General features: G+C 55.1%; 23 protein-coding genes. 14 read left to right on the top strand and 9 right to left on the bottom strand.

Annotated elements, in window-relative coordinates; all coding sequences use genetic code 11:
* Nucleotides 1-31: 31 nt before the first annotated feature.
* The 4 genes from FHT67_RS22765 to FHT67_RS22750 form a co-directional block, all read right to left on the bottom strand.
* Nucleotides 32-664: a DsbA family oxidoreductase gene (locus FHT67_RS22765; protein WP_167201411.1), complete on the bottom strand. Its 633-nt coding sequence runs from the start codon at nt 662-664 to the stop codon at nt 32-34.
* Nucleotides 661-1203 carry an NAD(P)H-dependent oxidoreductase gene (locus tag FHT67_RS22760; RefSeq protein ID WP_167201410.1) on the bottom strand — a complete coding sequence of 181 codons (543 nt, stop codon included), beginning with the start codon at nt 1201-1203 and terminating at the stop codon, nt 661-663. The genes FHT67_RS22765 and FHT67_RS22760 overlap by 4 nt, the downstream gene beginning before the upstream one ends.
* An 88-nt stretch (nt 1204-1291) precedes the next feature.
* Entirely contained in the window at nt 1292-1861 is a 570-nt protein-coding gene (locus FHT67_RS22755) for a TetR/AcrR family transcriptional regulator (RefSeq protein WP_167201409.1), read from the bottom strand.
* A 94-nt stretch (nt 1862-1955) separates the two neighbouring features.
* Entirely contained in the window at nt 1956-2930 is a 975-nt protein-coding gene (locus FHT67_RS22750) for an aldo/keto reductase (protein WP_167201408.1), read from the bottom strand.
* A gap of 211 nt (nt 2931-3141) precedes the next feature.
* Between FHT67_RS22750 and FHT67_RS22745 the strand changes: the two genes are divergently transcribed.
* Nucleotides 3142-3555, top strand: coding sequence for a glycosyltransferase (locus FHT67_RS22745; protein WP_167201407.1), 414 nt, complete (start codon nt 3142-3144; stop codon nt 3553-3555).
* A gap of 3 nt (nt 3556-3558) precedes the next feature.
* Here the strand turns inward: FHT67_RS22745 and dapA are convergent, their stop codons facing one another.
* Nucleotides 3559-4431 carry a 4-hydroxy-tetrahydrodipicolinate synthase gene (gene dapA, locus FHT67_RS22740; protein WP_132308622.1) on the bottom strand — a complete coding sequence of 291 codons (873 nt, stop codon included), beginning with the start codon at nt 4429-4431 and terminating at the stop codon, nt 3559-3561.
* A gap of 131 nt (nt 4432-4562) precedes the next feature.
* Here dapA and FHT67_RS22735 point away from each other — a divergent pair, with 131 nt between their 5' ends.
* Nucleotides 4563-5447: a LysR family transcriptional regulator gene (locus FHT67_RS22735; RefSeq protein WP_167201406.1), complete on the top strand. Its 885-nt coding sequence runs from the start codon at nt 4563-4565 to the stop codon at nt 5445-5447.
* A gap of 54 nt (nt 5448-5501) precedes the next feature.
* Here FHT67_RS22735 and FHT67_RS22730 read toward each other — a convergent pair whose 3' ends face one another.
* Nucleotides 5502-7595, bottom strand: a complete 2094-nt coding sequence (locus tag FHT67_RS22730) for a multicopper oxidase family protein (RefSeq protein ID WP_167201405.1) — start codon at nt 7593-7595, stop codon at nt 5502-5504.
* Nucleotides 7596-7902: 307 nt separating this feature from the next.
* Here FHT67_RS22730 and FHT67_RS22725 point away from each other — a divergent pair, with 307 nt between their 5' ends.
* Together FHT67_RS22725 and yidC are read left to right on the top strand one after the other, a co-directional pair.
* Nucleotides 7903-8232: a hypothetical protein gene (locus FHT67_RS22725; protein ID WP_132308628.1), complete on the top strand. Its 330-nt coding sequence runs from the start codon at nt 7903-7905 to the stop codon at nt 8230-8232.
* Entirely contained in the window at nt 8198-9016 is an 819-nt protein-coding gene (yidC, locus tag FHT67_RS22720) for a membrane protein insertase YidC (RefSeq protein WP_167201404.1), read from the top strand. Before FHT67_RS22725 ends, yidC begins: the two co-directional genes overlap by 35 nt.
* A gap of 141 nt (nt 9017-9157) precedes the next feature.
* Here yidC and FHT67_RS22715 read toward each other — a convergent pair whose 3' ends face one another.
* Nucleotides 9158-9334, bottom strand: a complete 177-nt coding sequence (locus tag FHT67_RS22715) for a hypothetical protein (protein WP_167201403.1) — start codon at nt 9332-9334, stop codon at nt 9158-9160.
* A 185-nt stretch (nt 9335-9519) separates the two neighbouring features.
* On the opposite strand from FHT67_RS22715, the gene FHT67_RS22710 reads away from it, so the two are divergent.
* The 4 genes from FHT67_RS22710 (at nt 9520) to FHT67_RS22695 (ending at nt 12361) form a co-directional block, all read left to right on the top strand.
* Nucleotides 9520-10218: a pirin family protein gene (locus FHT67_RS22710; protein ID WP_132308632.1), complete on the top strand. Its 699-nt coding sequence runs from the start codon at nt 9520-9522 to the stop codon at nt 10216-10218.
* 59 nt (nt 10219-10277) lie between these two features.
* Nucleotides 10278-10613: a hypothetical protein gene (locus FHT67_RS22705; protein WP_132308634.1), complete on the top strand. Its 336-nt coding sequence runs from the start codon at nt 10278-10280 to the stop codon at nt 10611-10613.
* 186 nt (nt 10614-10799) lie between these two features.
* A complete protein-coding gene (locus tag FHT67_RS22700) occupies nt 10800-11030 on the top strand; it encodes a cold-shock protein (RefSeq protein WP_132308636.1) in 231 nt (76 codons plus the stop codon).
* 113 nt (nt 11031-11143) lie between these two features.
* A complete protein-coding gene (locus FHT67_RS22695; RefSeq protein WP_167201402.1) occupies nt 11144-12361 on the top strand; it encodes a multidrug effflux MFS transporter in 1218 nt (405 codons plus the stop codon).
* 463 nt (nt 12362-12824) lie between these two features.
* Here the strand turns inward: FHT67_RS22695 and FHT67_RS22690 are convergent, their stop codons facing one another.
* Both FHT67_RS22690 and FHT67_RS22685 read right to left on the bottom strand, forming a co-directional pair.
* Entirely contained in the window at nt 12825-13883 is a 1059-nt protein-coding gene (locus FHT67_RS22690) for an anthranilate phosphoribosyltransferase (protein WP_132308640.1), read from the bottom strand.
* Between the two features lie 13 nt (nt 13884-13896).
* Nucleotides 13897-14478, bottom strand: coding sequence for an ANTAR domain-containing response regulator (locus FHT67_RS22685; protein ID WP_132308642.1), 582 nt, complete (start codon nt 14476-14478; stop codon nt 13897-13899).
* A 344-nt stretch (nt 14479-14822) separates the two neighbouring features.
* Here FHT67_RS22685 and nirB point away from each other — a divergent pair, with 344 nt between their 5' ends.
* The 6 genes from nirB (at nt 14823) to FHT67_RS22655 (ending at nt 23602) form a co-directional block, all read left to right on the top strand.
* The gene (nirB, locus tag FHT67_RS22680) at nt 14823-17264 is read left to right on the top strand and encodes a nitrite reductase large subunit NirB (RefSeq protein ID WP_132308644.1); all 2442 of its coding nucleotides are present in this window, start codon (nt 14823-14825) and stop codon (nt 17262-17264) included.
* 13 nt (nt 17265-17277) lie between these two features.
* Nucleotides 17278-17592, top strand: coding sequence for a nitrite reductase small subunit NirD (gene nirD, locus FHT67_RS22675; RefSeq protein ID WP_132308646.1), 315 nt, complete (start codon nt 17278-17280; stop codon nt 17590-17592).
* Nucleotides 17593-17778: 186 nt separating this feature from the next.
* Complete coding sequence (locus tag FHT67_RS22670; protein ID WP_132308648.1) at nt 17779-18648, top strand: formate/nitrite transporter family protein; 870 nt, start codon at nt 17779-17781, stop codon at nt 18646-18648.
* Nucleotides 18648-19418 carry a uroporphyrinogen-III C-methyltransferase gene (gene cobA / locus FHT67_RS22665; RefSeq protein ID WP_167201401.1) on the top strand — a complete coding sequence of 257 codons (771 nt, stop codon included), beginning with the start codon at nt 18648-18650 and terminating at the stop codon, nt 19416-19418. Before FHT67_RS22670 ends, cobA begins: the two co-directional genes overlap by 1 nt.
* A gap of 388 nt (nt 19419-19806) precedes the next feature.
* Nucleotides 19807-21555 (top strand): ABC transporter ATP-binding protein, encoded by a 1749-nt coding sequence (locus FHT67_RS22660; protein WP_132308651.1) that lies wholly within the window; start codon nt 19807-19809, stop codon nt 21553-21555.
* A 22-nt stretch (nt 21556-21577) separates the two neighbouring features.
* Nucleotides 21578-23602: an ABC transporter ATP-binding protein gene (locus tag FHT67_RS22655; RefSeq protein WP_167201400.1), complete on the top strand. Its 2025-nt coding sequence runs from the start codon at nt 21578-21580 to the stop codon at nt 23600-23602.
* Nucleotides 23603-23630 lie beyond the last annotated feature (28 nt).

The raw sequence follows: 23630 nt of genomic DNA, 5'->3' as shown, positions 1-23630 counted from the left end.
TTTTAGTCGTTATTCTTGTCCAAGCCGGCTTTTACTGCTGCTGAAAGACGTTGATCAGATCGGCAGGCGATTGCAGTCCGGACAGGGCGTGCTTCTCGTTAATGACGTAAAAGGGAACGCCTCGTATACCAAGCCTCCGCGCATCGCGCTGTCCTTCTTCTACCTTCTCGAGACCTTCTCCCTTGAGAAGGCGGGCTTTAAGAGCCTCGCGATCATCCGTAATCCCGCTGGCCTGAGCTATATCCGCAAGCGTGTCCACATCGCCGATATCCAACCCTTGTTCAAAATAAGCCGTATACAGGTTCACGATCAAATTCGACTGCTGATGCTCCGGCGTAATCGCGATCAATTGATGCGACAATTCCGAATTTGGCGTAACTTTAACGAGATCCATATTGTAATTCAGACCGAAAAGAGCGCCGGTTTGGTTATACTGCTTCATTCTTGCTTCGAATTGCGCTTCTCCGCCCAAACGGCCGATCATCACCTTCCGGTAGTCCTCGCCTTCCTTGCGGATGCCGGGGTTCAACTGGTACGCATGGTAGCGAACGGTGGCGTTTATGCCTTCCGGAAGCTCCTTAAGCGCGGTTCTCAGGCTAGCATCCCCCATTCGGCACCAGGGACATACCGTATCCATATAAACGTCGATCGTTACGTTTTTCATTTGGTCACCGCCAGCGGTTTAACCGTTCTAAGATGCTCCACGTAGGCTTTGCTGCTTTGAGCAAGGCGTTCAGGCGTTACGTCGGAAGTGTCGTTTACCGCGAAGTGCGGCAGGTAGACGGCGCTGATGAAACGCGCGCTTGCTTGAAGCGGAGCCAGGATCTGCTCCAGCGTAAAGCCGTTGGAACCGGTTGGCTGATACGATTCCGCCGTGCCGTAAGTCGAAATCGCAGCTCCGATTTCTTTGCCTCTTGTCGCGGTGGCTTCCGGACCGTAAGCCCAATTGTACTGCAGCACGGAATCGTACCATTCTTTAAGAAGCGGCGGCGTGCTATACCAGTAGAGCGGGTATTGGAAAATGATGCGGTCATGCGCTTCAACCAGCTGCTGCTCGCGTTTAACGTCGATGTTCCGGTCCGGATATTCTTTGTACAGTTCATGGACCGTGATGTCGCCGTGTCTCCGCAGCTCCTCGACCCATGCTTTGTTCCAGTTGGATGCTTCCAAGTTAGGATGCGCTACGATTACGAGTGTTTTCATTTGTTTTTCTCTCCATTCATTGTTGGTTTAAATTTTATCTATCTACTAAAAGGTAGATTTAGTGCTGAAAAAATATCCGCTTCGCCTGTTAAGTTAAAGCGGATACGACTCCATCGGCAATGATCGTAAACCGGTTGACATCCCGAAAGGTTCTTGCCAGCAGCTGAGCCCCTTGAAGCGAGGCCAAAATCATATGAGCCTGCCAGCTTGCTTCACCTTCAAAACGCAATTCCCCTTCACGGCGGCCTTCTTCCAGGACACGCTCCACCCACGCCAAGTTGGAGGTAAAGAAATCTGCCAGCCTTGTCCCAACCTTCTCCGACAGGGTAGCCAGATCCGAAGAAAGCATCACGCTCAGGCAGGTGCAATAGCTATCGACCGGAATGCTGAAAATATTGACGTATTTGCGTATCTTGTCCAGATTGTTCTGCGTATCGGCGTCAATCTGAGCAACGGTAGCCAGGAAACCCTTGTGATACCGTGTAATCAACGCTTCCCCTAGATCCTCCTTATTCGGAAAATGGTAATGGATGCTTGCTGTGCGGATACCGACCTTCTCGGCAATGTGCGCGTAGCTGAAGCCGTTAAATCCGACTTCCTGCACAAGCGCTTGGGCGGTATCAAGGATCAAGTCAGCCGTGTTTTTGTTACTGTTCATGTATGCATTCTACCTTTCAGTAGGTATAAAAGTCAATATCCTGTTTCATCCAAAAAATTGAAGGCTCTCTAATGCTGCCGAGCGAGCCGTTTGCCTAAGGCAAACGGTATAACGCAAACGGCTCGCCATTACGGAATGAGCGGCTTAAAGTATCCAGCTCGTCCAGCGCGGCCTCATCTAGAGGAAGCTCAACGCTGCCCAGATTATGCTCCAGCTGCTCCGTGCTGGTAGCGCCAACGATAACGGTGGAGACGGCAGGCTGCTTCATCAGCCAAGCCAGGGACAGGACGCTTGCGGAACAGCCAAGCTTATCCGCCAGCTCGCTGACCCGGCTTCCCAGCGCAAGATTGCTCTCGCCGAAGAAACGGGTAAAGCCCGGATTGGTCGCAGCGCGCGAGCCGGCGGGAGCTTCTTCGCCGGCGCGGTATTTGCCGGTCAGGATTCCGCCGGCCAGCGGGAAGTAAGGAATAATGCCTACGCCTTGATCAAGGCACAGGGGAACAAGCTCGCGCTCCGGCGTCCGGTCAGCCAGCGAGTAGCTTGTCTGGGTGGAGACGAATCGGTTCAGGCCAAGACGGTCGCTAAGTCCAAGCGCCTTCATCAGCTCCCAAGCGGCGTAGTTGGAGGCGCCGATATACCGGACTTTGCCGGACCGGATCATATCCTCGAGCGCCCGCAAAGTCTCTTCGAGAGGGGTCTCCGGGTCAAAAGTATGGATCTGATACAGATCAACGTAATCGGTCTTGAGCCGCTTCAGGCTATCCTCCAGCTCCAGCATCAGATGGTAGCGGGAGGAGCCCTTCGCATTAGGCCCTTCGCCTCTGACGAGCCCGGCCTTGGTTGCCAGGACAACCTCATGGCGTTTGCCTGCAAGCGCGGCGCCGATGACGGATTCCGAAGCCGTTGCCGAGTAAATATTTGCCGTGTCGATAAAGTTAATGCCGCTGTCGATGGCCGCGTGCAAAATACGAGCCGACGCGGCCTCGTCTGCCCGCGAGCCAAAGGAGTTTGTTCCGAGGCCTAGCGCGGATACCTTCAGTCCGCTTCCTCCCAGCCGATTGTATCGCATCTTTAAGGTCATCCCCTTTTCATGGATTAGATATAATGTTGCAGTTAGTATAGCAAAATGTGGGCATTGCAAGCTATATGCGAATCAAGCTTGTCGTGCTATATTTGACATAAAAGTAAAGCGCTTACTTATACTAAATTAAGGGGATTTTAAGCTGTATCGATTATAGTAGCACTATAGAGCAACATTTTGTCCGAAGGGGATGGGGAAAATGACGCGTCTGCCAGTTACCTACTCGATTATCGTGCCGGTCTGCAATGACGAGGAATCGCTGTTTGGCGCCTATAAGCGCCTGAAGCAAATCATGAAGCCTACCGCCGCCAGCTACGAATTTATTTTTGTCGATAATTACAGCACAGACCGGTCGGCTGATATGCTGCGCGTCTTTTGCGCGGCGGATATCCGCGTAAGAGCGATCTATTTGTCGGCCCGCTGCGGCCATGCCGCCGCGATTGCGGCGGGCATCGACCATGCGGCAGGCTCGGGAATCGCCGTTATGGAAGTGAAGCCGATAGACCGGAAAGCAGACATGGCCGAGCTGGCAAGCCCGCGTCCGGCTTATGCGATCCGGTCGATGGAAGGCTTTGCGCATTCCCCGCTGTGGGATGCCATTCCGGCTGGCTGAAGGCTACAGCCAGGCATTCAGCTGCTGCCGCAGCTTCTCCGAGACCGGAGTAAGCGGCAGGCGAATATGATCCGAGGCGATGATGCCTTGCCTTGCAAGAAGATATTTTAACGGAGCGGGATTGGGCTCCTGGAACAATAGACGGATCAAGGGAAGCAGAGCGCCGAAGGACTGCCTGCTTGCTTCAAGCTGACCTTTCATGAGCTGTTCGTATACCTCCGCAAATGCCGTTGTCCGGACGCTGGCGGATGCGAGCATGCCGCCGGCTGCGCCGCAGCACAGCATGGCGTGGAAATAGATATCTTCTCCGCATAACACCGGCTTGTGATCACCGCTGCTTGCAAGCTCGATCATCAGCTCGATTCCGCCGGAGCTGTCTTTGATCCCGATGACGCCGTCCAGGTCCAGAATGGCACGGACCGTATCCGGAGCAAGGCGTATTCCGGTACGCGAAGGAATCTCGTAAGCAACAATCGGCAGGCCCGTGCTTGCTGCCTGTCTGTAGTGCTCGATGATGCCCTCCTGGGAAGGACGGCTGTAATAAGGCACCACAACAAGCGCCGCATCCGCGCCAAGCTCGCCGGCAAAAGCGGTTTTCCGCACGGTGGAAGCCGTGTCGTTTGTTCCCGTCCCCACGATGACCGGACGGTTCATAGGTCCGCATACCAAGCGTGCGGCTGCCGTGAGAGCCGCCATTTCCTCCAGCGTTACCGTTGGGGCTTCCCCCGTTGTTCCGTTTACCACTATGCCGTTCACGCCATCCTCAAGCAGCTGCTTCACATAGGATTCGAATGAACGAATATCCACTTCCCCGCCCGCCCCCATAGGGGTTACCACAGGTACGTAAATGCCTTTCAGCTCATTTTCCGTTAGCATCTCCAGCGCCTCCCGTTTGTAATTATAAATTCTGTCTTTACTGTAGCACGGTTGAAGTATTACAGTTATCTATAATGATTCATGTCTATCATCAATAATATTAATATTTAGGCAAGTGCGGAGGTGGGAGCATGGAGCTGGTTTATTTACAGACCTTTTGCGCGGTAGCGAGAAGGCGGAGTATTACGCGCGCCGCGGAAGAGCTTGGTTACGCGCAGTCCAGCGTAACGATTCAGATTCAGAAGCTCGAGAAAGAATACGGAGCGCCGCTGCTGGAGCGGTTCGGCAGGCAGATGCGCCTGACGCCGCCCGGCGAGAAGCTGTTTGCGCTGGCCGTTCAGATGCTGGAGCTGTACGAGCAGTCGAAGGAAACGGTAGCGGGTTATGCGGGAGGTACGCTTGTGATCGGCGCTATCGATTCGCTGGCGGCTTATTATCTGCCTCCTTATCTGCAGAAGCTGCGCCAGCTGTTTCCCGAGCTGACCATCCAGCTTCAGCCGGACCGCGAATCGCAGATCGTCAGCAAAGTTAAGGACGGCGAATACGATATCGGGCTGCTGCTCGACGCTAAGCCGGCCGATGCGTCGCTGGAATGCCGGCCGCTGCGGGAAGAGCCGCTGGTGCTGGCGGCGCCGGCAGGTCATCCGCTTGACGGCCGTCCGCGGATCGAGCTGCAGGATTTGAGCGGCATGGAGCTCATCATGTCGGAGGAAAGCTGCGTATACCGGGGCATGTTCGAGAAGGTGCTGCGGGAGAGCGGGATCGCCTTTACCGCCTTGTTCGAGCTTGGCAATCCGGAGGCGGTGAAGCAATGCGTCGTCAACGGCCTAGGCCTCGCGCTGCTGCCCCGCATGGTTGTCGCGGAAGATATCCGGCAGGGACGAATAACGGCTCTTCCGTTTACCCATCCGCAAATCCGCTTTGACCTGCAGTATATGGTTCATCCCCGCAAATGGATGTCCCAGCCGCTTGATGCTTTTATTGCTCTGCTCAGCGAAGGGGAAGACAATAAATAAAAGAACGCGAGGCGTCTCCTTCACTGGAGAAGCCTCGCGTCTTGTGTTTGTTTCTTATTCCGGGTGATTATGAGTAGCCGTGCCTGCCGTATACGGCGATGTGATGCCTTCGTACATCAAATGCATCGTCATGCCTGCCGCCGCATGGGCGAGATTATGGCAGTGGTCCATCCACAGTCCCGGATTATCGGCAACAAAGGCGACTTCGTAGACCTCTCCCGGAGCCGCATCAAGCGTATCGGTCCACCAGGGGCTGCCGTCTACGGCTTCGCCGTTTCGCGACAGGACGAGCATATGATGGCCGTGAAGATGCATGGGATGCTCAACGGCGCCCCGGTTAATAATCGTTGTTTTCACAAGCTCGCCTTCGCGAACCATAAACATCGGCGTATCCGGGAACACTTTGCCGTTAATCGTATAGTTGAGCGCAAGCTTGCCGTTAAAGAACCCGAGCTGGTTATCCAGCACCATGGTGAACTCCCGGTCGAAATGGCTGCTTGCGTCAAAAGGCGTTGCAGCCGGCGTCCCGTAATGGGTCGGGTCAAAGACCGTCAGGTTAGCTGCATGCTTTGGCAAATCGCCTTGCCCGTCCGGACTCATCACGATGCCCAGCTTGCCGCCTAACCCCACGTTTAAGGTTACCGGCGTGTCCGGCATGACGAAGGTCACGTCGTACCGGCCGCCCGTAATCAAATCCAGCCTGACATTTTTCAGCTGCTGCGGTTCATGAAGCTCCGTTCCGTCAATGGCCGCTACTTTAAAAGAGGCTCCAAGCAGCGCGTAAGATTGCCTGACCCAATCATCCGTGTTGATCAGGCGAAGACGTACCGGAGTTCCCGGCGCAATCTTCATCCGCTGGATGCCTTCGTGATCTCCGATGGCAACGCCAAGGTGATCCCAGATATGAGTCGTCACCGTGATATCCTTCGTACCGGGCGGCATTCCATCCTCCGGTTCTACCACGAGCGGGCCAAACAGTCCTTTTTGCACGGCTTCCTGCGAATCCTGATGGGAATGGTACCAGAAGGTGCCGACCTGATTGGCGACGAACCGGTACGTATGGGTCTCGCCGGGCATGACGGCATTTTGCGTTGCTCCGGCTACGCCGTCCTCCGCGTTCGGGACGTCAAGGCCATGCCAGTGCAGCGTTACGCCTTCCTCGATGTCCTTGTTGATCAGCTTGACTTCGACCAGCTGCCCCTTCTTGAAGCGCAGCTCCGGTCCGGGCGTTTGACCGTTGTAGGTCCAGGCCTCTACCGTGCGTCCTGAAGCCAGTTTAACGGTCTTCTTCTCGGCGGTCAGCGTAAACGATACATCGGCTTTTCCTTCCGCCGGACCGGTCAGGCTGTCGACGGAGACTTCCTTTACGGGCTCAGCCGATGCGGTAACGGCGCCGCTATGATGGTTATGGGCAAGCATCGTACCCGTTCCGTTATCCATCGGCCCTTCCGTCATGGAGATCGTCTCCGGCAGCTTGCTGGCCGTAAGTCCGCCATAAAACGGAATGCTCCCTAATGCCAGGACAATAGCCAATACAGTCAGCCGGCGCAGGAATCGAATCAAGGGCCGGTTAACCGGCTTTGTTCCGTTCAAGCTGACTCTCGAGCTTCGGTTAAGATGGGTAAGCCATAGGACCATGCCCGCGATAAGGAGCAGCACCAGCGGGATAGTGCCGTTCATAACGTCGAACGGAATCGTGGTCGTAAACGTCCAATACATGCCGGTTAAGGAACCAAGCGCCACGAATTGATAAGGCGCCACAAGCGCCGGCTGCGAAGCCCGGCTCAGCAGTCTCACGTCAAGGGGCGAGTCGGTCTTGCGCATGGTCGCCTGCCGGATGCGGCGAAGGCGGGGCAGAGCGCCAAGCCAGATCATCAGCATGGGAACAATAAGGACAGGCGGAATGAGCAGGCGGTCCCGCCAGAAGACGGAATCCGTAGCCGCCATAAGCCAGATAATGCCTGCAAGAACGCCCGCGCAGGAGATGGACAGGATGACAGCCCAAGTCGTTAATTTACGTGCTTTTCGGTTCAAATTCGCTTCTGTCCCGCTGAATAACAGGGCGGATGCCTTGTTACCGGCAATCCAGGCGAGCAGCACGGTAAGAAGCAGGAAGCCCCTTGCAACGCTGATAGCTGCAAAATACATACAATCGATTCCTCCGTCCCGGACGTTGCCGCGGAAAATTGTGCATCGGATTCCAAGAAGCCAAGGAAGCTATCCTGTCCGCGATGTGATAATATAGTCATAGTTCATTGTAGCGCGGGCGGACACCCGTCTTAACCGTCCTGAGAATGGACTCGAACTAGACTTTGGGCCGGGAGAAGAAACGTTTCCGGCTGTTAGCCGTATGTGAATATACAAATCATTAGCTCATGCTTACGAGGCAAGAATTGCACGAAAAGGTTGAAGCACAACCATTTGAATATACAATTCTTTTAAGGAGGTGAATGCATTGTTAGAGCTGCAGGATTTAATCCCGTATTTTTTCTCGATCAGTATTTTATGCTCGATGGCTTATCTGGCTTATTTTGCCCATCAGAGCGTTGACGCGGAGTTTAATACCTTGCTGAAGCGGGTCGTATGGGAGCCGATTGTTCCGATCGTCGTCGTCATCAGCAGGCTGGAGAGGATCCAGCATTGGCTGGCCCGAAGGATAAAGCGCAAAGAAGCGCCGGATGGTGAATTAGCGGATTGTTGCCCTTCGTTTGTGGAGATTACCGAGCACGCACACAAACGAGGAGGCTATTATGAGCACAAACAATGCATTCACCGCTTTTACTAAAAAATACAGAATTCTCGCAGCCATCGCGATCCTGGTGATCGTCAGCGGCTGCGGCGCCAAGGGAACGATTGATTCGGACACGCCGGGCTTTTTCAACCACTATGTCGTATTTCCGTTCTCGTATCTGATTCAGCACATCGCCTCTTTCTTTGGCGACAGCTACGGCATGGCCGTTATCGTCATGACGCTGCTCGTGCGGATCGTTCTGTTGCCTCTGATGCTGCGGCAGTATAAAGGCCAGCAGGGCATGAAGCAGAAGATGAGCGTCATTCAGCCGGAGCTGAACAAGCTGAAAGAGAAGTACAAAGAGAAGACGCCCGAGAACCAGGCCAAGCTGCAAAAAGAAACGATGGAGCTCTACAGCAAGCATCAGTTTAACCCGATGGCGATTGGCTGTCTGCCCATGCTGATTCAAATGCCGATCCTGACCGGCCTTTATTATGCGATCAAGATGACGCCGGAGCTTGCCCAGCACTCGTTCCTGTGGTTCCAGCTTGGCACGCCGGATCATATTCTGCCGTTCCTGGCCGCGGCGATTTATTACGTGCAGTTCCGCGTATCGCAGATTGGCGTGGACTCCGCCCAGCAGAAGCAAATGGCGATGCTTGGCTTGCTCTCGCCGGTCATGATGGGGATTTTCTCCTTCAGCGCTCCGGCTGCGGTTCCGCTGTATTGGGTTGTCGGGGGAACGTTTATGATCATCCAGACCCTTGTGTCGAAGAAGCTTTACCCGACGCTGCCTGCGGCGGGAGCTAACGAAACGCCAGCGGTTTCTGCAAAATAATGCTTCGCGTGAAATAAAGAGAAAGGACGCATAACCTGTATGTGCAGGCGAATGCGTCCTTTTATTTTCCCGTATATGGCGATATTTCGCCGTAAGGGGCTGTTTACCTCACTCCGTAAATGCTATACTTGATATAGCTCCTTACCGCGAGCCGTCAGCCGGTCCGCTGGGAGGCGGCGCTGTTGCGCCCTTTTTCGGATACCTATCGATCAGTTTGCTTGATGCGTCCGGCAAGACGATTTGCGGCATCTCCTCTGTAAATAAGCCGAAATTCGGATCGATATCTCTCTCCGTAACGAGATCATCCTTGTTGTCCATCGCCCGTTCACTCCCTTTTTTTCAGCTCCTGCCGTTAGATTGCCCTATATTTAAACTTACCATTACGATTACATAAGGTCTTTGCGAGCCTGTCCGGCGTATTTTTGGTATACATGCCTGCCTGAGGTTACAATAAAAGGAGGATATGGCTCGGAATATGGATTGAAAAAGGAGGCGTTTTTTCGATGATGAAACATTTTCCGGCAAGTGCCCGCCATTCTGTCGATTTGGGATGGCTCCGCAGCGCGATGAGCTTCTCGTTTGGGGAGTATTTCGATCCCGACAACTCGAGCTTTGGCGTCATGCGCGTATTAAACGACGATACGATTGCGCCGGGTCGCGGCTTTGGCGCGCATCCGCACAGCGAGATGGAGATTGTGACGATTCCGCTAGCGGGAAGACTGAAGCATGAAGACAATCTTGGCAATATTGAAGTAACATCGGCTGGCGAAGTTCAGCGCATGTCGGCGGGAACGGGGATTATTCACGCGGAATACAACGATTCGGATACAGAGGAAGGAAAGTTCCTACAATTGTGGTTTATGCCGAAAGAACGGGGGCTCGCTCCCTCCTACGAAATGGCCAGCTACGATGAAGAAAAGCTCCAGAATGCGCTGCTGCCGGTTGTAACGCCGGATGGCGCGGGAGATACGGCAAGCATCAATCAGGATATGACGATCTATCTGGGAAGGCTGCAGCCGGGCAGAAGGATCTTTTTTAATCAGAAAACCGGACGCCGCGCCTTTGTTATGGTGCTGGAAGGAAACTTGAATGTGAACGGCATTGCGATGGGACCGAAAGATTCGATCCGCGCGGAATTCGAGCCCGATTTTGTGCTGTCCGCGGAAGAATCCGCGTTTGTTATGCTGATTGATCTGCCATAGGGCAAGGCTTGCGAAATGCGGCTGAAAGCGAGCTATACGCTTTTTAGGAGGGTTCAACCATGAAAGAACAATTACTCATCAAACACGCCGTAGGCGGCCGGACCTTTGTGGATTCATCCAAGCAATCGGTGTCTTACGAGGTCGCGCATGAGGATGGGCAGTGGCTATTCGCCGTTAACGCGCCAAAGCATGCCGGAATAGACGAGATCCTAAAGTGGAAGCAGGAGCTGAACGTGTTTATCTTTCGGAATTACGAAGACGGTCGGCCGACGCTGAAGATTTGGTACTCGGTTGCTTCGGATACGGTTAAATATGATGCGGCAGGGGAAAGGCTGACGTTTACCGCGATCTCCTGCATTGAATATATTCCAAACGAATTCGGCTATAAGCTGTAAATAAAGCTTCCAAACCCTGCATATTACAAGCTCTTTCGCTTCCTGACCGAGGCGGGGGAGCTTTTTTTGCGCCTGCTTTGCCGTTTCTGAATTTCATGTATGAAATTGGCGGTTAAAGGCACTCTAAAGTGGCGGGGTTCATGAAGTCCGTACCAGATTAATCTGTAGAAGGAGGCATACATACCTATGTACAACAGGAAAAAGATTCAAGAAGAAATCCCGGAGGTCATCACGAAAATTTGGTCATGCGCAAGCGAGGACTGCAATGGCTGGATGCGGGCCAACTTCTCTTTTGACCAGACGCCGACCTGCGTCCTGTGCCAATCTCCTATGATCAGCGGGGAGCGGATGCTTCCTTTGATTGTGAATTTGAATGATCCGGTAAAGCTGAGCGCTGTCGTCACTACGGCCGAATAGTTGGATCGCGCGGGAGGATGCCTATAGAGGCATCCTCTTTTTCGTTTCCTTGACAGGGGTGGGGAACGTCATTAGAATGGTTGCGATAAAACGGTTCGGGAGTGGTTGTCATCATGGTAAAAGGTACGGATGCCTCGCCGGCGCAGGCACCGAGAGCTGTCCTATGGATGGCTTTGCTGCTTGGTTCGCTTTCGGCGTTTGCTCCTCTCTCCATCGATATGTATTTACCGGCATTGCCGGAGCTTGCGGGCGACTTCCGCGCGGGAACCTCGATGTCCCAGCTCAGCTTAACGGCATGTCTGCTTGGCATTTCGCTTGGGCAGCTGTTTATTGGTCCGATCAGTGATGTGAGAGGCCGGCGGAAGCCCTTGTTAATTGGACTTATCGTTTATATTGCGGCTTCGATGCTATGCGTGGCGGCGCCGTCCATCGAGACCTTTGTTCTATTGCGTTTCGTGCAGGGCTTTGGCGGCGCGGCGGGGATTGTCATTTCGCGTGCGGTCGTCCGGGATTTATTCGAGGGAGTGGGAATGACCCGGTTCTTCTCCATGCTTATGCTGGTGAACGGGGTAGCTCCAATCGCGGCTCCGATTGCCGGGGGACAGATTCTGAAATGGACGGAATGGCGGGGCGTGTTTATGGTTCTGACCGTAATCGGTGCGGTTATGCTTGCGGCGGTATGGCTGGGGATGAAGGAATCTCTTCAGGAGAAGAACCGCTCGCAGGGCGGTATCGGCAACATGCTGATGAAATTCCGCGGATTGCTGACGGACCGCGTATTTATGGGCTACGCGCTGACGCAGGGCTTTGTGGTCGCCGCGATGTTCGCCTACATCTCGGGCTCGCCGTTTGTGATCCAGAACCTGTTTGGCGTTTCTCCGCAAGGCTACAGCTTATGCTTTGCCATTAACGGGCTTGGCATTATTGCGGCCAGCCAGATCGCCGGGCGGCTTGCCGGCAAGGTAAGCGCGCCGAAGCTGCTTGTTGCGGGACTTAGCCTAGCGTTTGCGGGCGGTCTCGTGCTGCTGATTGGTATTGTAGCCGGCTGGGGGTTGTTTGCCGTGCTGGTGCCTTTATTCTTCGTGGTTGCCAGCGTCGGCATCGTGCAGACGGCAAGCTTCTCGCTTGCGATGCAGAACCAGCAGCAGGCGGCAGGCAGCGCATCGGCGCTGCTTGGTTTGCTGTCCTTTGTTTTTGGCGCCTGCATGGCGCCGCTTGTGGGGCTTGGCGGCAGCGAAGCCGCGCTGCCGATGGGGATTGTGATCGCCGCGTCGGAGACCGCGGCCGTACTCAGCTATGTGCTGCTCGTACGGCGGGCTCGCTCGCGTTAGGGTGCCGGCCGATAAGGCGGGTTAGCGGCGATAATACCCTGTGGGGGCCTTCTGGACCTGCTTTTGCCCTGATGGCAGGCCTTTAACGCCCGCGGCGTTTTATGCCACTTTGGCGGCTGCAATGTTGCGATAAGGCCCTAAGGGGCCTTAACCATGAAAACTAGCTACACTCTCCTGGCCTTTAAGGTCCCCTAGAGACCTTAAACCGTCCTTAACTGCCGCTGTCCGCCGCCACTTTCGACTTTTCTAGTAGGTTAAGGTCCTTAAGGGGCCTTAACCTACCTATAGTGTTAGCTTCTGGCTGCGTTGGCGGAGTTAAGAATATAGGATTACTCGCTTAAGAAGGCGGAATGAAAAAGAGCTTCTGATGGCCGTTCAGGCCTTCAGAAGCTCTTGATTATGACGATCTTAGGGAAGATAGAGGGGGAGGCTGCCCTGCTGCAGCACCGGCGCTTATGTCACGTTACTTTACACCGCCGATTGGGGCGGGGGTTCCTTCGCCAAGCAGGCTGCCGCGCCAAGCCATGTAACGCTTCCATGCGGCGCCGCTGTCGAGCAGCTCTTTGCATTGGTACAATGCCTCTTCGACGGATTCGGCACGGTCGGCCAGACGTAGCCGAACGGCCGCGTTAAGCAGGACCTGGTTTACGTAGCCGATATGCGCCGTTCCCTGCAGGACAGCCTCTACGTTTTCAACCTGTTCGGCAGCGCTCCATTCCTTTTTCTCCGGCAGCGTTGCTTCCATGCCGAATTGTTCCGGATCGATAACATGCAGCCGCGCCTCGCCGTTCTCCACGATGTACGTGCGGGTAGGACGCTCGATGTACAGGTCCTCGGAGCCCTCCGTCCCTTGCACGATAAGGGCCCGGCGGTATTTCAAATCGGTGAGCAGCTTGCTCATCCGGTCAAAGACGGTATTATGGAAAACGCCAAAGACGAGGTACGGCGAATGGGAGAAATCGATCAGCTTCTCCGCGGTGTTCAGCACCGTGCGCATGCCAAGCTCTTCGCGGATGCTCCGAAGCTCGCCGAGCGGCGGGCACCATTCCTCCGTGTCCACGAACAGCACGCCGGTTGCCTTAGCCGCCTGCACGACGCGGTCCCGCGTCAGCTGCGCTTTGCCGATGCCAAGCTCGGCGAGCATATCCGGCAGCGTTACGCCCCATTTCGGCGGCAGCGACTTTGCGCCGTGCAGTGTAACGGGAAGACCGGCAGAAGCAAGCACGAAGGCCGTAGCGAAGGAAGCGAAGAAGGTTTTTACCCGCCCGTCGTATGGTCCCGCGCAGTCCAGCCCTTCTTGAATGGGAGCGCGGTAGGCGTTGTCCCGGCATACGTGTACGAACGCTTCCAGCTCCTCGACGCTTTCCATCTTAATCCGTTCGGCAATAAAAAAGGCGCCCATCTGGGCAGGGGACGCTTTCCGGTTCATGATCCAGTCGGCCGCTTCCAGCGCCTCTTCATAGGTTAAGTCCCTGGCGCCTCTTTTCCCGCGGCCGACTTCTTTTAATAGTGTGGTAAACATCGTCAGCACCCCTTTATTTCTGCTCTTGCAGCAGCTGATAGACTTTCACGATGGATGTCGCTACATCCACGATCCGCTTCCGCTCGTTCATCGCCTGCTTGCGCAGCAGGTCGTAAGCTTCCGCCTCGGATACCTGCTTTATTTTACATAGGATACCCTTTGCCATGTCAATCCACTTCCGCTCTTCGAGCCGCGCCTCCAGCTGCTTTCTCTCATTCAACCACTGCTGCCGTTCGAAGCAGGCCTTCGAGCCGAAATGAAGCGCCCAGTGGAGCTCCTGCTCGCTCATCGATGGCGCGAGAATACCGTCGATCGGCAGATCGTCCTCGCAAAAGGCGGCGGACATCGTTGCCGTATCGGCGCTGCACCACCAGAGCATGGGGAGCCTCTTGCGCTGCAACAGCCGGTTGCCCCAAGCCTTCACTTCGCCCAACGGCAGATGAAAAATGACGGCATCGGCTTTCGGCAGATGGTTTTTGGCCGTATCATCCGAGCTTGCATATAATACCGAATACCCGTATGCCTCCAGCATTTGCTCCAGCGACTGCGCTTCAGCATTTCCCCCGGCATTGTCGATCACTAACAGAGAACGCATGTCATCCTCCTCTTCCCCTACAAACGAATATCATTTGTTATTATATATAACATGAATCGTGTAAAACTGTCGATACGCACAAATGTTCATTTTTTATGTTAAGTATGTTGACATGAATGTCATGCCATTGTATAGTAGCGGTAACACACCGACAAAGCTTACGGTTTTGAGGTACGAAAATTCAATCTTTCATGAATACAATGGCGTATTCATTTGAAGCGGCAATGAAGCCTGACTTCGTCTTTTGCGGGAATGCACAAGTGCGTCCTCGCGGAATCCGAAGCAGGCTTTTTCTATTTTTCCATACAGATTAGAGGCTGGAGAGAGTGGAGAGGAGAATGACAATGGCGGATCGGAAGAAATTGGTGCTGGTTGGCAACGGAATGGCGGGGGTGCGGGCAATCGAGCATTTGATCAAGCTCGCTCCGGATGCATATAGCATTACGATTTTCGGAGCGGAGCCGTACCCGAACTATAATCGGATTATGTTGTCCTCGGTCCTTGCGGGCGGAACGGACATGAAGGATATCGTCATTAACGACTGGGACTGGTACGCGGACAATCATATCCAGCTGCATGCCGGACACACGGTCACGAAGATCGATACGAAACGGAAAAAAGTGTATTCCCAGCAAGGGATTGAAGCGGACTACGATGTGCTCGTGATGGCGACGGGCTCGAATCCGTTTATGCTGCCTCTGCCTGGCGCGAACAAAGAAGGCGTAATCGGCTTCCGGGATATCCGCGACACCGAGATTATGCAGGAGACTTCTCAAAAGTATAAAAAAGCAGCCGTAATCGGCGGCGGCCTGCTGGGTCTTGAAGCGGCGCGGGGGCTGCTGAATCTGGGGATGGACGTCCACGTTGTTCATATCAACGGCATTCTGATGAACCGCGAGCTGGATGAGCCGGCGGCGCGGATGCTGCAGCGCGAGCTCGAAGCGCAAGGCATGAAGTTCCTGCTGAGCAAGCAATCGGCCTCCATTACGGGCAGACGCCGCGTAAAGGCTCTGCAATTCGCGGACGGCAGCGAGGTTGAAGCGGATCTTATCGTGATGGCGGTGGGGATCCGCCCGAACGTTGATTTAGCGAAGGCTTCCGGCATTGAAGTCGGCCGCGGGATTATCGTTGACGATTTCATGCGGACGAATATTCCGGATGTATACGCCGTTGGCGAATGCGCCGAGCACCGGGGGATCGCCTACGGCCTTGTCGCTCCGCTGTATGAGCAGGGTGCCGTTTTGGCGAAGCTGCTGGCCGGCATTGAGACGGAAGGCTACCAAGGCTCCGTTACTTCAACGAAGCTGAAGGTATCCGGTGTCGACGTGTTCTCGGCAGGCCAATTCAACGAAGGACCGGGAACAAGAGCCCTGCGTATTCAAGATGATGTAGCGGGCACATACAAGAAGATTGTGATCAAAAACGGCAAGCTGGTGGGGGCGGTACTGTTTGGAGATACTTCCGACGGCGCCGAGCTGTTCTCGATTATGAAGAAGGGCGAATCGATCGAAGGCAAGGAGAAGGAGCTGCTGCTCGGCTTCTCGCCTGCGGCAGGAGGAGGCGCTTCCTCCGCGGCGGACCGGCTGGCGGCGATGCCCGACGATGAAATCGTCTGCGGCTGCAACGGCGTATCGAAGGGCGCTATTGCCGATGCCGTTCAGAATAAAGGCTGCAATACGATGGCCAGTCTCAAAGGCTGCACGAAAGCTTCCGCTTCCTGCGGCGGTTGCAAGCCTCAAGTGGAAGGCTTGCTGAAGCTGTACGCCGGCGATGCGGCAGGCGCTCCGGTGAAGGAAGGCATCTGCGGCTGCACGGAGCATTCCCGCGACGAGATTGTTGCGGCAATCAAGGAAATGCGTCTCATGACCGTCAAGGAAGTCATGAACGTGCTGGGATGGAAGAACGAAGGGGGCTGCACGAAATGCCGCCCGTCGCTGAACTACTATCTTGGCATGCTGTGGCCGGGAGAATACGAGGACCAGAAGGAATCGCGCTTCACGAACGAGCGCTACCACGCGAACATTCAGAAGGACGGCACCTATTCGGTTGTGCCTCGCGTCTACGGCGGCGTGACCACGCCGGCCGACCTGATCAAAATCGCTACCGTCGCCGAGAAGTACGAGGTACCGATGGTGAAATTCACCGGCGGACAACGGCTTGACCTGCTCGGAGTGAAGAAGGAAGACCTGCCGAAGATTTGGGAAGAGCTTGATATGCCTTCCGGCCATGCCTACGGCAAGACCCTCCGCACGGTAAAAACCTGCGTCGGCAACACCTTCTGCCGCTTCGGCACGCAGGACTCGATCGCCATGGGGATCCGGATGGAGAAAGCCTACGAGCGAATGACGGCTCCGGCGAAAGTAAAGCTTGCCGTATCCGGCTGTCCGCGCAACTGCGCGGAAGCAACGATCAAGGATCTTGGCGTTGTCGCCATCGACGGTGCCTGGGAGCTTCACGTCGGCGGCAACGGCGGCATACACGTCCGCGCGACCGAACTGCTCTGCACCGTGAAGACGGAGGATGAAGTGATGGAATGGTCCTCGGCTTACCTGCAATATTACCGCGAGAATGCGACATGGAACGAACGTACCGCGCAATGGATTGAACGCGTTGGCCTGGATCATGTCAAGAAAGCGCTGGAGAAACGCGAGGACCGTCTGGCCTTGGTAGAACGTCTGGAGAAGACGCTTAGCTATACAACGGATCCATGGAAAGAAATTATCGAGAACAAAGAGCTGCGCAAAAACTTCGAGGAATTATCCAGTCCGCAGCCGGTGCAAGGATAGGGGGGGCTACCATATGGTGACAAAGGTGCTTGTAGCGAAATTAACGGATATCGACGTATTAGGCTCTCGTACGGTGCAGATTGACAACACGGACGTGGCGATTTTCCGCCTGGCGGACGGCAGCGTGAAAGCGGTCGAGAACAAATGCCCGCATAAGGGCGGCAGGCTGTCGGAGGGGATGGTGTGCGGCACGGCCGTGCACTGCCCGCTGCATGATTGGAAGATTGACCTGAAGAGCGGACGCGTGCATGAGCCCGATGACGGCTGCATCAAGACGTTCGAGACGGAGATTGACCCGGGCAGCGGCGACATCTATATCACCCTGTAGAAGAGAGATAACAATTGCGGTGATCATTCATGAGGTGGACGCTTTCGAAGTATGAATCATCACGATAGCCTGCACTCAGGCTATCTTGGTGATCATTCATGAGGTGGATACTCGCGAAGTATGAATCATCACGATAACCCGTACACGGGCTATTACGGTGATCATTCATTTTAGGAGGAATGGAACATGGACTACGTGAAACCGGCTGAAGTACTGGAATCGATGGTGGAGGCGGGGACGGCGAAGGCGGAAATGAGCGCCTCGCAAATGCTGATGAGAGGTTTTTTGGGCGGCGGCATCCTGGCCTTTGCGACAACGCTCGCCTATACGGCGACAACGCAGACTTCACTCCCATTAACGGGGGCAATTATTTTCCCGATTGGCTTTGTTATCATCGTTCTTCTGGGGCTTGAGCTTGTTACCGGCAGCTTTGCGCTTATTCCTCTATCGGTCTTCAAACGGAAAACAACGCTGACCCGCATGCTGGCCAACTATGGGCTTGTCATTATCGGTCATCTGATCGGCTGCGCGGTATATGCGGCTTTATACGGCATGGCGGTTACGAAGATGGGGACGGATATGTCCAATCCGCTAGCTCAAATGCTCATTCAAGTCAGCGAGACCAAGACATTGGGGTATCAAAAAATGGGCTTCGACGGCATCATTCTCGTGTTCATCAAGGCGATCCTGTGCAACTGGATGGTAACGCTTGGCGTGGTGATGGCGATGACCTCGAAATCGACCCTGGGCAAAATCGTCGCGATGTGGCTGCCGATTCTGATGTTCTTCGAGCAAGGCTTCGAGCATGCGGTCGTTAATATGTTCGTCATCCCGGCCGGCATGATGCTTGGCGCGGACGTGTCTGTAGCGGACTGGTGGCTGTGGAACCAAATTCCGGTATTGCTCGGCAACTTTGTCGGCGGCGCTTTGTTTACCGGCTTTATGTTCTACTGGTCGCATAACAAGAAGGCAAAAGACTCCGAAAGCTCTTCTTCTTCCGCAAAGTCGGGTCTTTCGGCCAAACCGGCGCTTGCAGCCGAGAAAAGCGGCCTGTAATGGAGGCGGCAGGCAAGGTATTTATTGTTGGGGCAGGCCCCGGTGACCCGGAGCTGATTACGGTGAAGGCGATGCGGCGAATCGGGCTGGCGGATGTCATCCTGTACGACCGGCTCGTGAACGAAGAGCTGCTCGCGTACGCCCGCCCGGATGCGGAGCTGGTGTACTGCGGCAAAGCGCCTAATGCGCATGCGATGCCGCAGGAACAAATTAATGCGGCGCTTGTCGCCTACGCCAAGCAAGGGAAAACGGTCGTCCGCCTCAAAGGGGGCGACCCCTTCGTCTTCGGGCGCGGCGGCGAGGAGGCGCTGGAGCTGGCCGAGCACGGCATCGAGTGGGAGATCGTGGCGGGGGTCACGTCCGCAATCGGCGCGGCGGCCTCGGCGGCGATCCCGCTGACGCATCGCGGGAAGGCGGCATCCTTCGCCTGCGTGACCGGCAACCGCTGTCACGGCGACCAGGAGCCTGTGCGCTGGGATTTGCTTGCGCATAGCGTGGATACGCTGGCGATCTATATGGGCGTCAGCCAGCTCTCCGTCATCCGCGGGGAGCTGCTGAAGCACGGCAAGGCGGCAACCACGCCGGTTGCGATTATCGAGCGCGGCACAACAAGCAAACAGCGCGTTATTACGGGAACGCTGGCTGACATTCATAAGCTGGCGGTGTCTTTCAAAGTGGTCAACCCGGCCCTTATCATCGTGGGCGAAGTGGTCAAGGTTCGCGAGCAGCTTCTGCTGGCGGAGCGGCAGGCGGAAGCTTGGGTCATGTGATCATTCTCCAAAATAGGCGGGGTTTTACAAAAAAACGGATTGACAGTTATTTCTTCGGATGGTAAAGTGACAAATATCTTAAACAAATCGAAAGGAGGATTACGGCATGAATCCAATTGTAGGCGTCCATCAACCATTTAACCAAATGCATACTAAATTTATGAGCGTAATCCATCCGCGCGTCGAATCTCTTTGATCTTTAGGGGTATCCCATTAGAATCAAAGGCGCATGGTTACGTAACCGTAACCGTGCGCCTTTTTTGATGCAGCGGGCCAATTTGCGCCCGCCTGCTGCCAAAGGAAGCGTATCGTTATCTTACGGTGCGCTTCCTTTTTTTGCGGTGGGGGAAGATGCTTGGATGGAAACGGGAGGTGTCAAACGGAAACTATGTTTATTGTACTTAAGAAGCTTCGATGGTTTTTCGCAATGAATTGGAAAAGATATACGCTAGCCTGCGTACTGCTGATCATCACGGGCTTTCTCGACGTGATTCCGCCTTGGCTGATCGGCCATACGATTGACGGCATTCATCAGGGCAGGCTGGACGCGACGGGCTTTATGCAGGTCGTGGCCGGCTGGATCGCCGTGACGGTGGTCGGCTACGCGATCACTTACGTGTGGCATTATAAGCTGTTTGGAGGTGCCTTCGTTCTGGAGCGGCTGCTCCGTTCGAGGCTGATGCGCCACTTCCTGAAGATGTCGCCAACCTTCTATGAACGGAACCGGACGGGCGACCTGATGGCCCGCTCCACGAATGACTTGAATGCGGTTGCCACGACGGCCGGCTTCGGCATTCTGACGCTGATTGACTCGACCTTCTTCATGCTGACGATTCTCGGCATTATGGCGGCGATGATCAGCGTTAAGCTGACGCTGGCGGCGCTTCTGCCGCTGCCGTTTATCGCGCTTGCGATGAAGCATTTCGGGGGTAAAATCCACGAGCGGTTTATGCAGTCGCAAGACGCTTTCGGCGAATTAAACGACCAGGTGCTGGAATCGGTATCGGGGGTGCGGGTTATCCGCGCTTTCGTGCAGGAGGAAGCAAGCCAGGATCAATTCCGCAAGAAAACCGATGAGGTCTTTCAGAAAAATATCGAGGTGGCCAAGATCGATGCGCTCTTCGAGCCAACGATCAAAATACTGGTCGGCCTCAGCTACCTGATCGGCTTGTGCTACGGCGGTTATCTCGTATTCCACAGCGAGATTACGCTTGGCGAGCTGGTCTCCTTCAACGTCTACCTCGGGATGCTGATCTGGCCGATGTTCGCAATCGGCGAGCTGATCAACATTATGCAGCGGGGCAATGCTTCGCTTGACCGGGTAGATGAAACGCTTGGCTACAAGCCGGATGTGCAGGACGCGGAGAACACCGTCGACGTGACCTCGCCGGCAACGATTGCTTTCGACGATGTGACGTTCCGTTATCCATCGTCGGTGGTAGACAACTTGAGCGACGTGAACGTCAGTCTGCGCCAAGGCCAGACGCTGGGCATTGTCGGCCGCACGGGCAGCGGCAAAACAACGCTGCTCAAGCAGCTGCTGCGCGAATATCCGGTTGGCGCCGGCGCAATCAAGATTACCGGCCAGCCGCTGGAGAAGCTGCCGATGGAGCGGCTCCTTGGCTGGATCGGCTACGTGCCGCAGCAGCCGATTCTGTTCTCGAAGACGATTCGCGAGAATATTATGTTCGGCAAGAAGGGCGAGGCGACGGAAGAAGATCTGCAGCGCGCGCTTGCAAGGGCATCGTTTGCCAAGGATATTCAATTCCTGCCTGACGGGCTGGAAACGATGGTCGGCGAGAAGGGCGTTGCGCTCTCCGGCGGCCAGAAGCAGCGGGTCAGCATTGCGCGCGCGCTTATCGCAGATCCGGAAATATTGATGCTGGACGACGCGTTGTCCGCGGTAGACGGACGGACGGAAGCCGAGATTATCGAAGGCATCCGGACGGAACGAGCAGGCAAAACGACACTGATCACGACACACCGGCTGTCCGCGGTGCAGCACGCTGACCACATCATCGTGCTGGACGAAGGACGCATTGTTCAGCAGGGTACCCATGACCATCTTGTGAAGCAGGATGGCTGGTACAAAGAGCAGTACGAGCGGCAGCAGCTGGAGTCGCTGATTGAATCATAGGAAAGAGAGGCGTTTACGAACAATGGGTCAAACAGGTAAACGATTGTTTCAATATGCCATGCTTTATAAAAAACCGATCATCGGAGCGTTGGTTCTGCTCCTGCTGGCCGTATGCGCGGAGCTGGCGGGGCCGTTTATCGCGAAGCGGATGATCGATCAGAATATTCTCGGCATCGAGAAGAGCTGGTACGAGGTTGCGGGGGATGAGCCCTACGCGGTCTCTTATAAAGATAAATGGTATAAACGCGAAGACCACTTCGCAGTCGGCGAGGCCAGAGGCACCGAGGTGCATCTGCTTCAGGCCGGCAGAAAATTTTACTGGCATGAAGGCACCCTTCCCGCAATGGAGGGCGTGCGCAAGGTGACGGACGGCCAGATGACAGTCACCGACAAAACAACCGGAGAGAGTGCCGCATTCCCGGTTGCCCTGATTTCGGCGAAGGAGCTGTACCAGTTCTACAGCCCGGAAATTCCAAGCCTGATGAAGCTGGCCGGCCTTTATGTCGGACTGCTCGTGCTTGGCGCGGTATTCACTTACGGACAGCGGCTCCTGCTGCAGACCTCCGCGAACCGGATTGTCCGGCGCATGCGAAATGACGTATTCGCCCATACGCAGCGGCTTCCGGTGAACTACTTCGATACGCTGGCCGCCGGGCAGGTCGTCTCACGGATTACGAACGATACGGAGGCCATCCGCGAGCTGTATGTCGCGGTACTGGCGAACTTCTTCTCCGCGATCGTATACATGACGGCGATCTACGGAGCATTGTTCCTGCTGGATCCAAGGCTTGCGCTGTTTGCGCTGCCGCTGGTGCCGATCCTGCTGGTCTGGATTAATCTGTACCGGCGCTTTGCTGCCCGTTACAACCGGATTATCCGGACGAAGCTGAGCGAGATTAACGCGATGATCAACGAATCCATCCAGGGGATGGCGATTATCCAGGCGTTCCGCCGTCAGAAAGAGACCTTTAAAGAATTCGACGAGTTGAACGAGCATTATTTTACGTATCAGAACAAGCTGCTGAGCTTGAACTCGATTACGTCGCATAACCTGGTCAACGTGGTCCGGAACATCATCTTCCTTATCGTGATTTGGTTCTTCTGGGGCGACTGGTTTGGCGCCGCCATCGGGGTAGGCGTGCTGTATGCGTTCGTCGATCTGATGAACCGGATGTTCCAGCCGATCGTTGGCGTCGTGAACCAGCTGTCCAATCTGGAGACGGCAAGGGTATCCGCTGAGCGGGTATTTACCCTGATGGATCAGCCTGGCGTTGAGGTTGAGCCGGGCACAATGGAGCGTTACAAGGGCGAAGTGAAATTCGATAACGTTTCGTTTGCCTACAAGAAGGATGAATACGTGCTGCGAAATATCTCCTTCACCGCCCGCCAAGGCGATACGGTAGCGCTGGTTGGCCATACCGGCTCCGGTAAAAGCTCGATTATGAACCTGCTGTTCCGGTTCTACGATTCGAATGAAGGCAGCATCGTAATCGACGGCAAGGATGTGCTGAATATTCCGAAGCAGCATTTGCGCCAGCATATGGGCATCGTTCTGCAGGATCCGTTCCTATTCACCGGTACGATTGCCTCTAACATCAGCTTGAACAATCCGGCGATCAGCCGGGAGCGGGTGGAGCAGGCGCTTCGCGACGTTGGCGCCTACGACATGTTCGCGCAGCTGCCGGGCGGTATCGATGCGGAAGTGATCGAGAAGGGCAGCACGCTGTCCGCCGGCCAACGCCAGCTGATCTCGTTCGCGCGGGCGCTCGCCTATGATCCCGCGATTCTGATTCTGGATGAAGCAACGGCAAGCATCGATACGGAGACGGAGGCCATTATTCAAGAAGCGCTGGACGTGCTGAAGAAGGGCCGCACGACGTTTGTCATTGCCCACCGCTTATCCACCATCCGACAGGCGGATCAGATTCTGGTGCTGGACCGCGGCCGCATCGTCGAACGCGGCAATCACGACCAACTGATGGATCACCGCGGCAAATATTTCGCGATGTACCAGCTGCAGCAAGGCTCGGCTGTTACCGCATCCTAATTCATGACGGATCGGGGAAGGGTTCTCT

This window comes from Paenibacillus sp. BK720 (assembly GCF_011761545.1).
Taxonomy (GTDB): domain Bacteria; phylum Bacillota; class Bacilli; order Paenibacillales; family Paenibacillaceae; genus Pristimantibacillus.
The sequence above is the reverse complement of the archived record's forward strand: the minus strand, read 5'-3'. Positions and strand labels throughout refer to the sequence as shown.

Excerpts from the sequence above, each read along its gene's own strand:
- FHT67_RS22690 (WP_132308640.1), bottom strand. The coding sequence starts at position 13,883 with ATGTTTACCACACTATTAAAAGAAGTCGGCCGCGGGAAAAGAGGCGCC.
- FHT67_RS22765 (WP_167201411.1), bottom strand. The coding sequence starts at position 664 with ATGAAAAACGTAACGATCGACGTTTATATGGATACGGTATGTCCCTGG.
- FHT67_RS22670 (WP_132308648.1), top strand. The coding sequence starts at position 17,779 with ATGGACTACGTGAAACCGGCTGAAGTACTGGAATCGATGGTGGAGGCG.
- FHT67_RS22715 (WP_167201403.1), bottom strand. The coding sequence starts at position 9,334 with ATGGACAACAAGGATGATCTCGTTACGGAGAGAGATATCGATCCGAAT.
- nirB (WP_132308644.1), top strand. The coding sequence starts at position 14,823 with ATGGCGGATCGGAAGAAATTGGTGCTGGTTGGCAACGGAATGGCGGGG.
- nirD (WP_132308646.1), top strand. The coding sequence starts at position 17,278 with ATGGTGACAAAGGTGCTTGTAGCGAAATTAACGGATATCGACGTATTA.
- FHT67_RS22745 (WP_167201407.1), top strand. The coding sequence starts at position 3,142 with ATGACGCGTCTGCCAGTTACCTACTCGATTATCGTGCCGGTCTGCAAT.
- dapA (WP_132308622.1), bottom strand. The coding sequence starts at position 4,431 with ATGCTAACGGAAAATGAGCTGAAAGGCATTTACGTACCTGTGGTAACC.
- FHT67_RS22660 (WP_132308651.1), top strand. The coding sequence starts at position 19,807 with ATGTTTATTGTACTTAAGAAGCTTCGATGGTTTTTCGCAATGAATTGG.
- FHT67_RS22695 (WP_167201402.1), top strand. The coding sequence starts at position 11,144 with ATGGTAAAAGGTACGGATGCCTCGCCGGCGCAGGCACCGAGAGCTGTC.
- FHT67_RS22700 (WP_132308636.1), top strand. The coding sequence starts at position 10,800 with ATGTACAACAGGAAAAAGATTCAAGAAGAAATCCCGGAGGTCATCACG.
- FHT67_RS22685 (WP_132308642.1), bottom strand. The coding sequence starts at position 14,478 with ATGCGTTCTCTGTTAGTGATCGACAATGCCGGGGGAAATGCTGAAGCG.
- FHT67_RS22705 (WP_132308634.1), top strand. The coding sequence starts at position 10,278 with ATGAAAGAACAATTACTCATCAAACACGCCGTAGGCGGCCGGACCTTT.
- FHT67_RS22760 (WP_167201410.1), bottom strand. The coding sequence starts at position 1,203 with ATGAAAACACTCGTAATCGTAGCGCATCCTAACTTGGAAGCATCCAAC.
- FHT67_RS22710 (WP_132308632.1), top strand. The coding sequence starts at position 9,520 with ATGATGAAACATTTTCCGGCAAGTGCCCGCCATTCTGTCGATTTGGGA.
- cobA (WP_167201401.1), top strand. The coding sequence starts at position 18,648 with ATGGAGGCGGCAGGCAAGGTATTTATTGTTGGGGCAGGCCCCGGTGAC.
- FHT67_RS22730 (WP_167201405.1), bottom strand. The coding sequence starts at position 7,595 with ATGTATTTTGCAGCTATCAGCGTTGCAAGGGGCTTCCTGCTTCTTACC.
- FHT67_RS22655 (WP_167201400.1), top strand. The coding sequence starts at position 21,578 with ATGGGTCAAACAGGTAAACGATTGTTTCAATATGCCATGCTTTATAAA.
- FHT67_RS22750 (WP_167201408.1), bottom strand. The coding sequence starts at position 2,930 with ATGCGATACAATCGGCTGGGAGGAAGCGGACTGAAGGTATCCGCGCTA.
- FHT67_RS22755 (WP_167201409.1), bottom strand. The coding sequence starts at position 1,861 with ATGAACAGTAACAAAAACACGGCTGACTTGATCCTTGATACCGCCCAA.
- yidC (WP_167201404.1), top strand. The coding sequence starts at position 8,198 with ATGAGCACAAACAATGCATTCACCGCTTTTACTAAAAAATACAGAATT.
- FHT67_RS22735 (WP_167201406.1), top strand. The coding sequence starts at position 4,563 with ATGGAGCTGGTTTATTTACAGACCTTTTGCGCGGTAGCGAGAAGGCGG.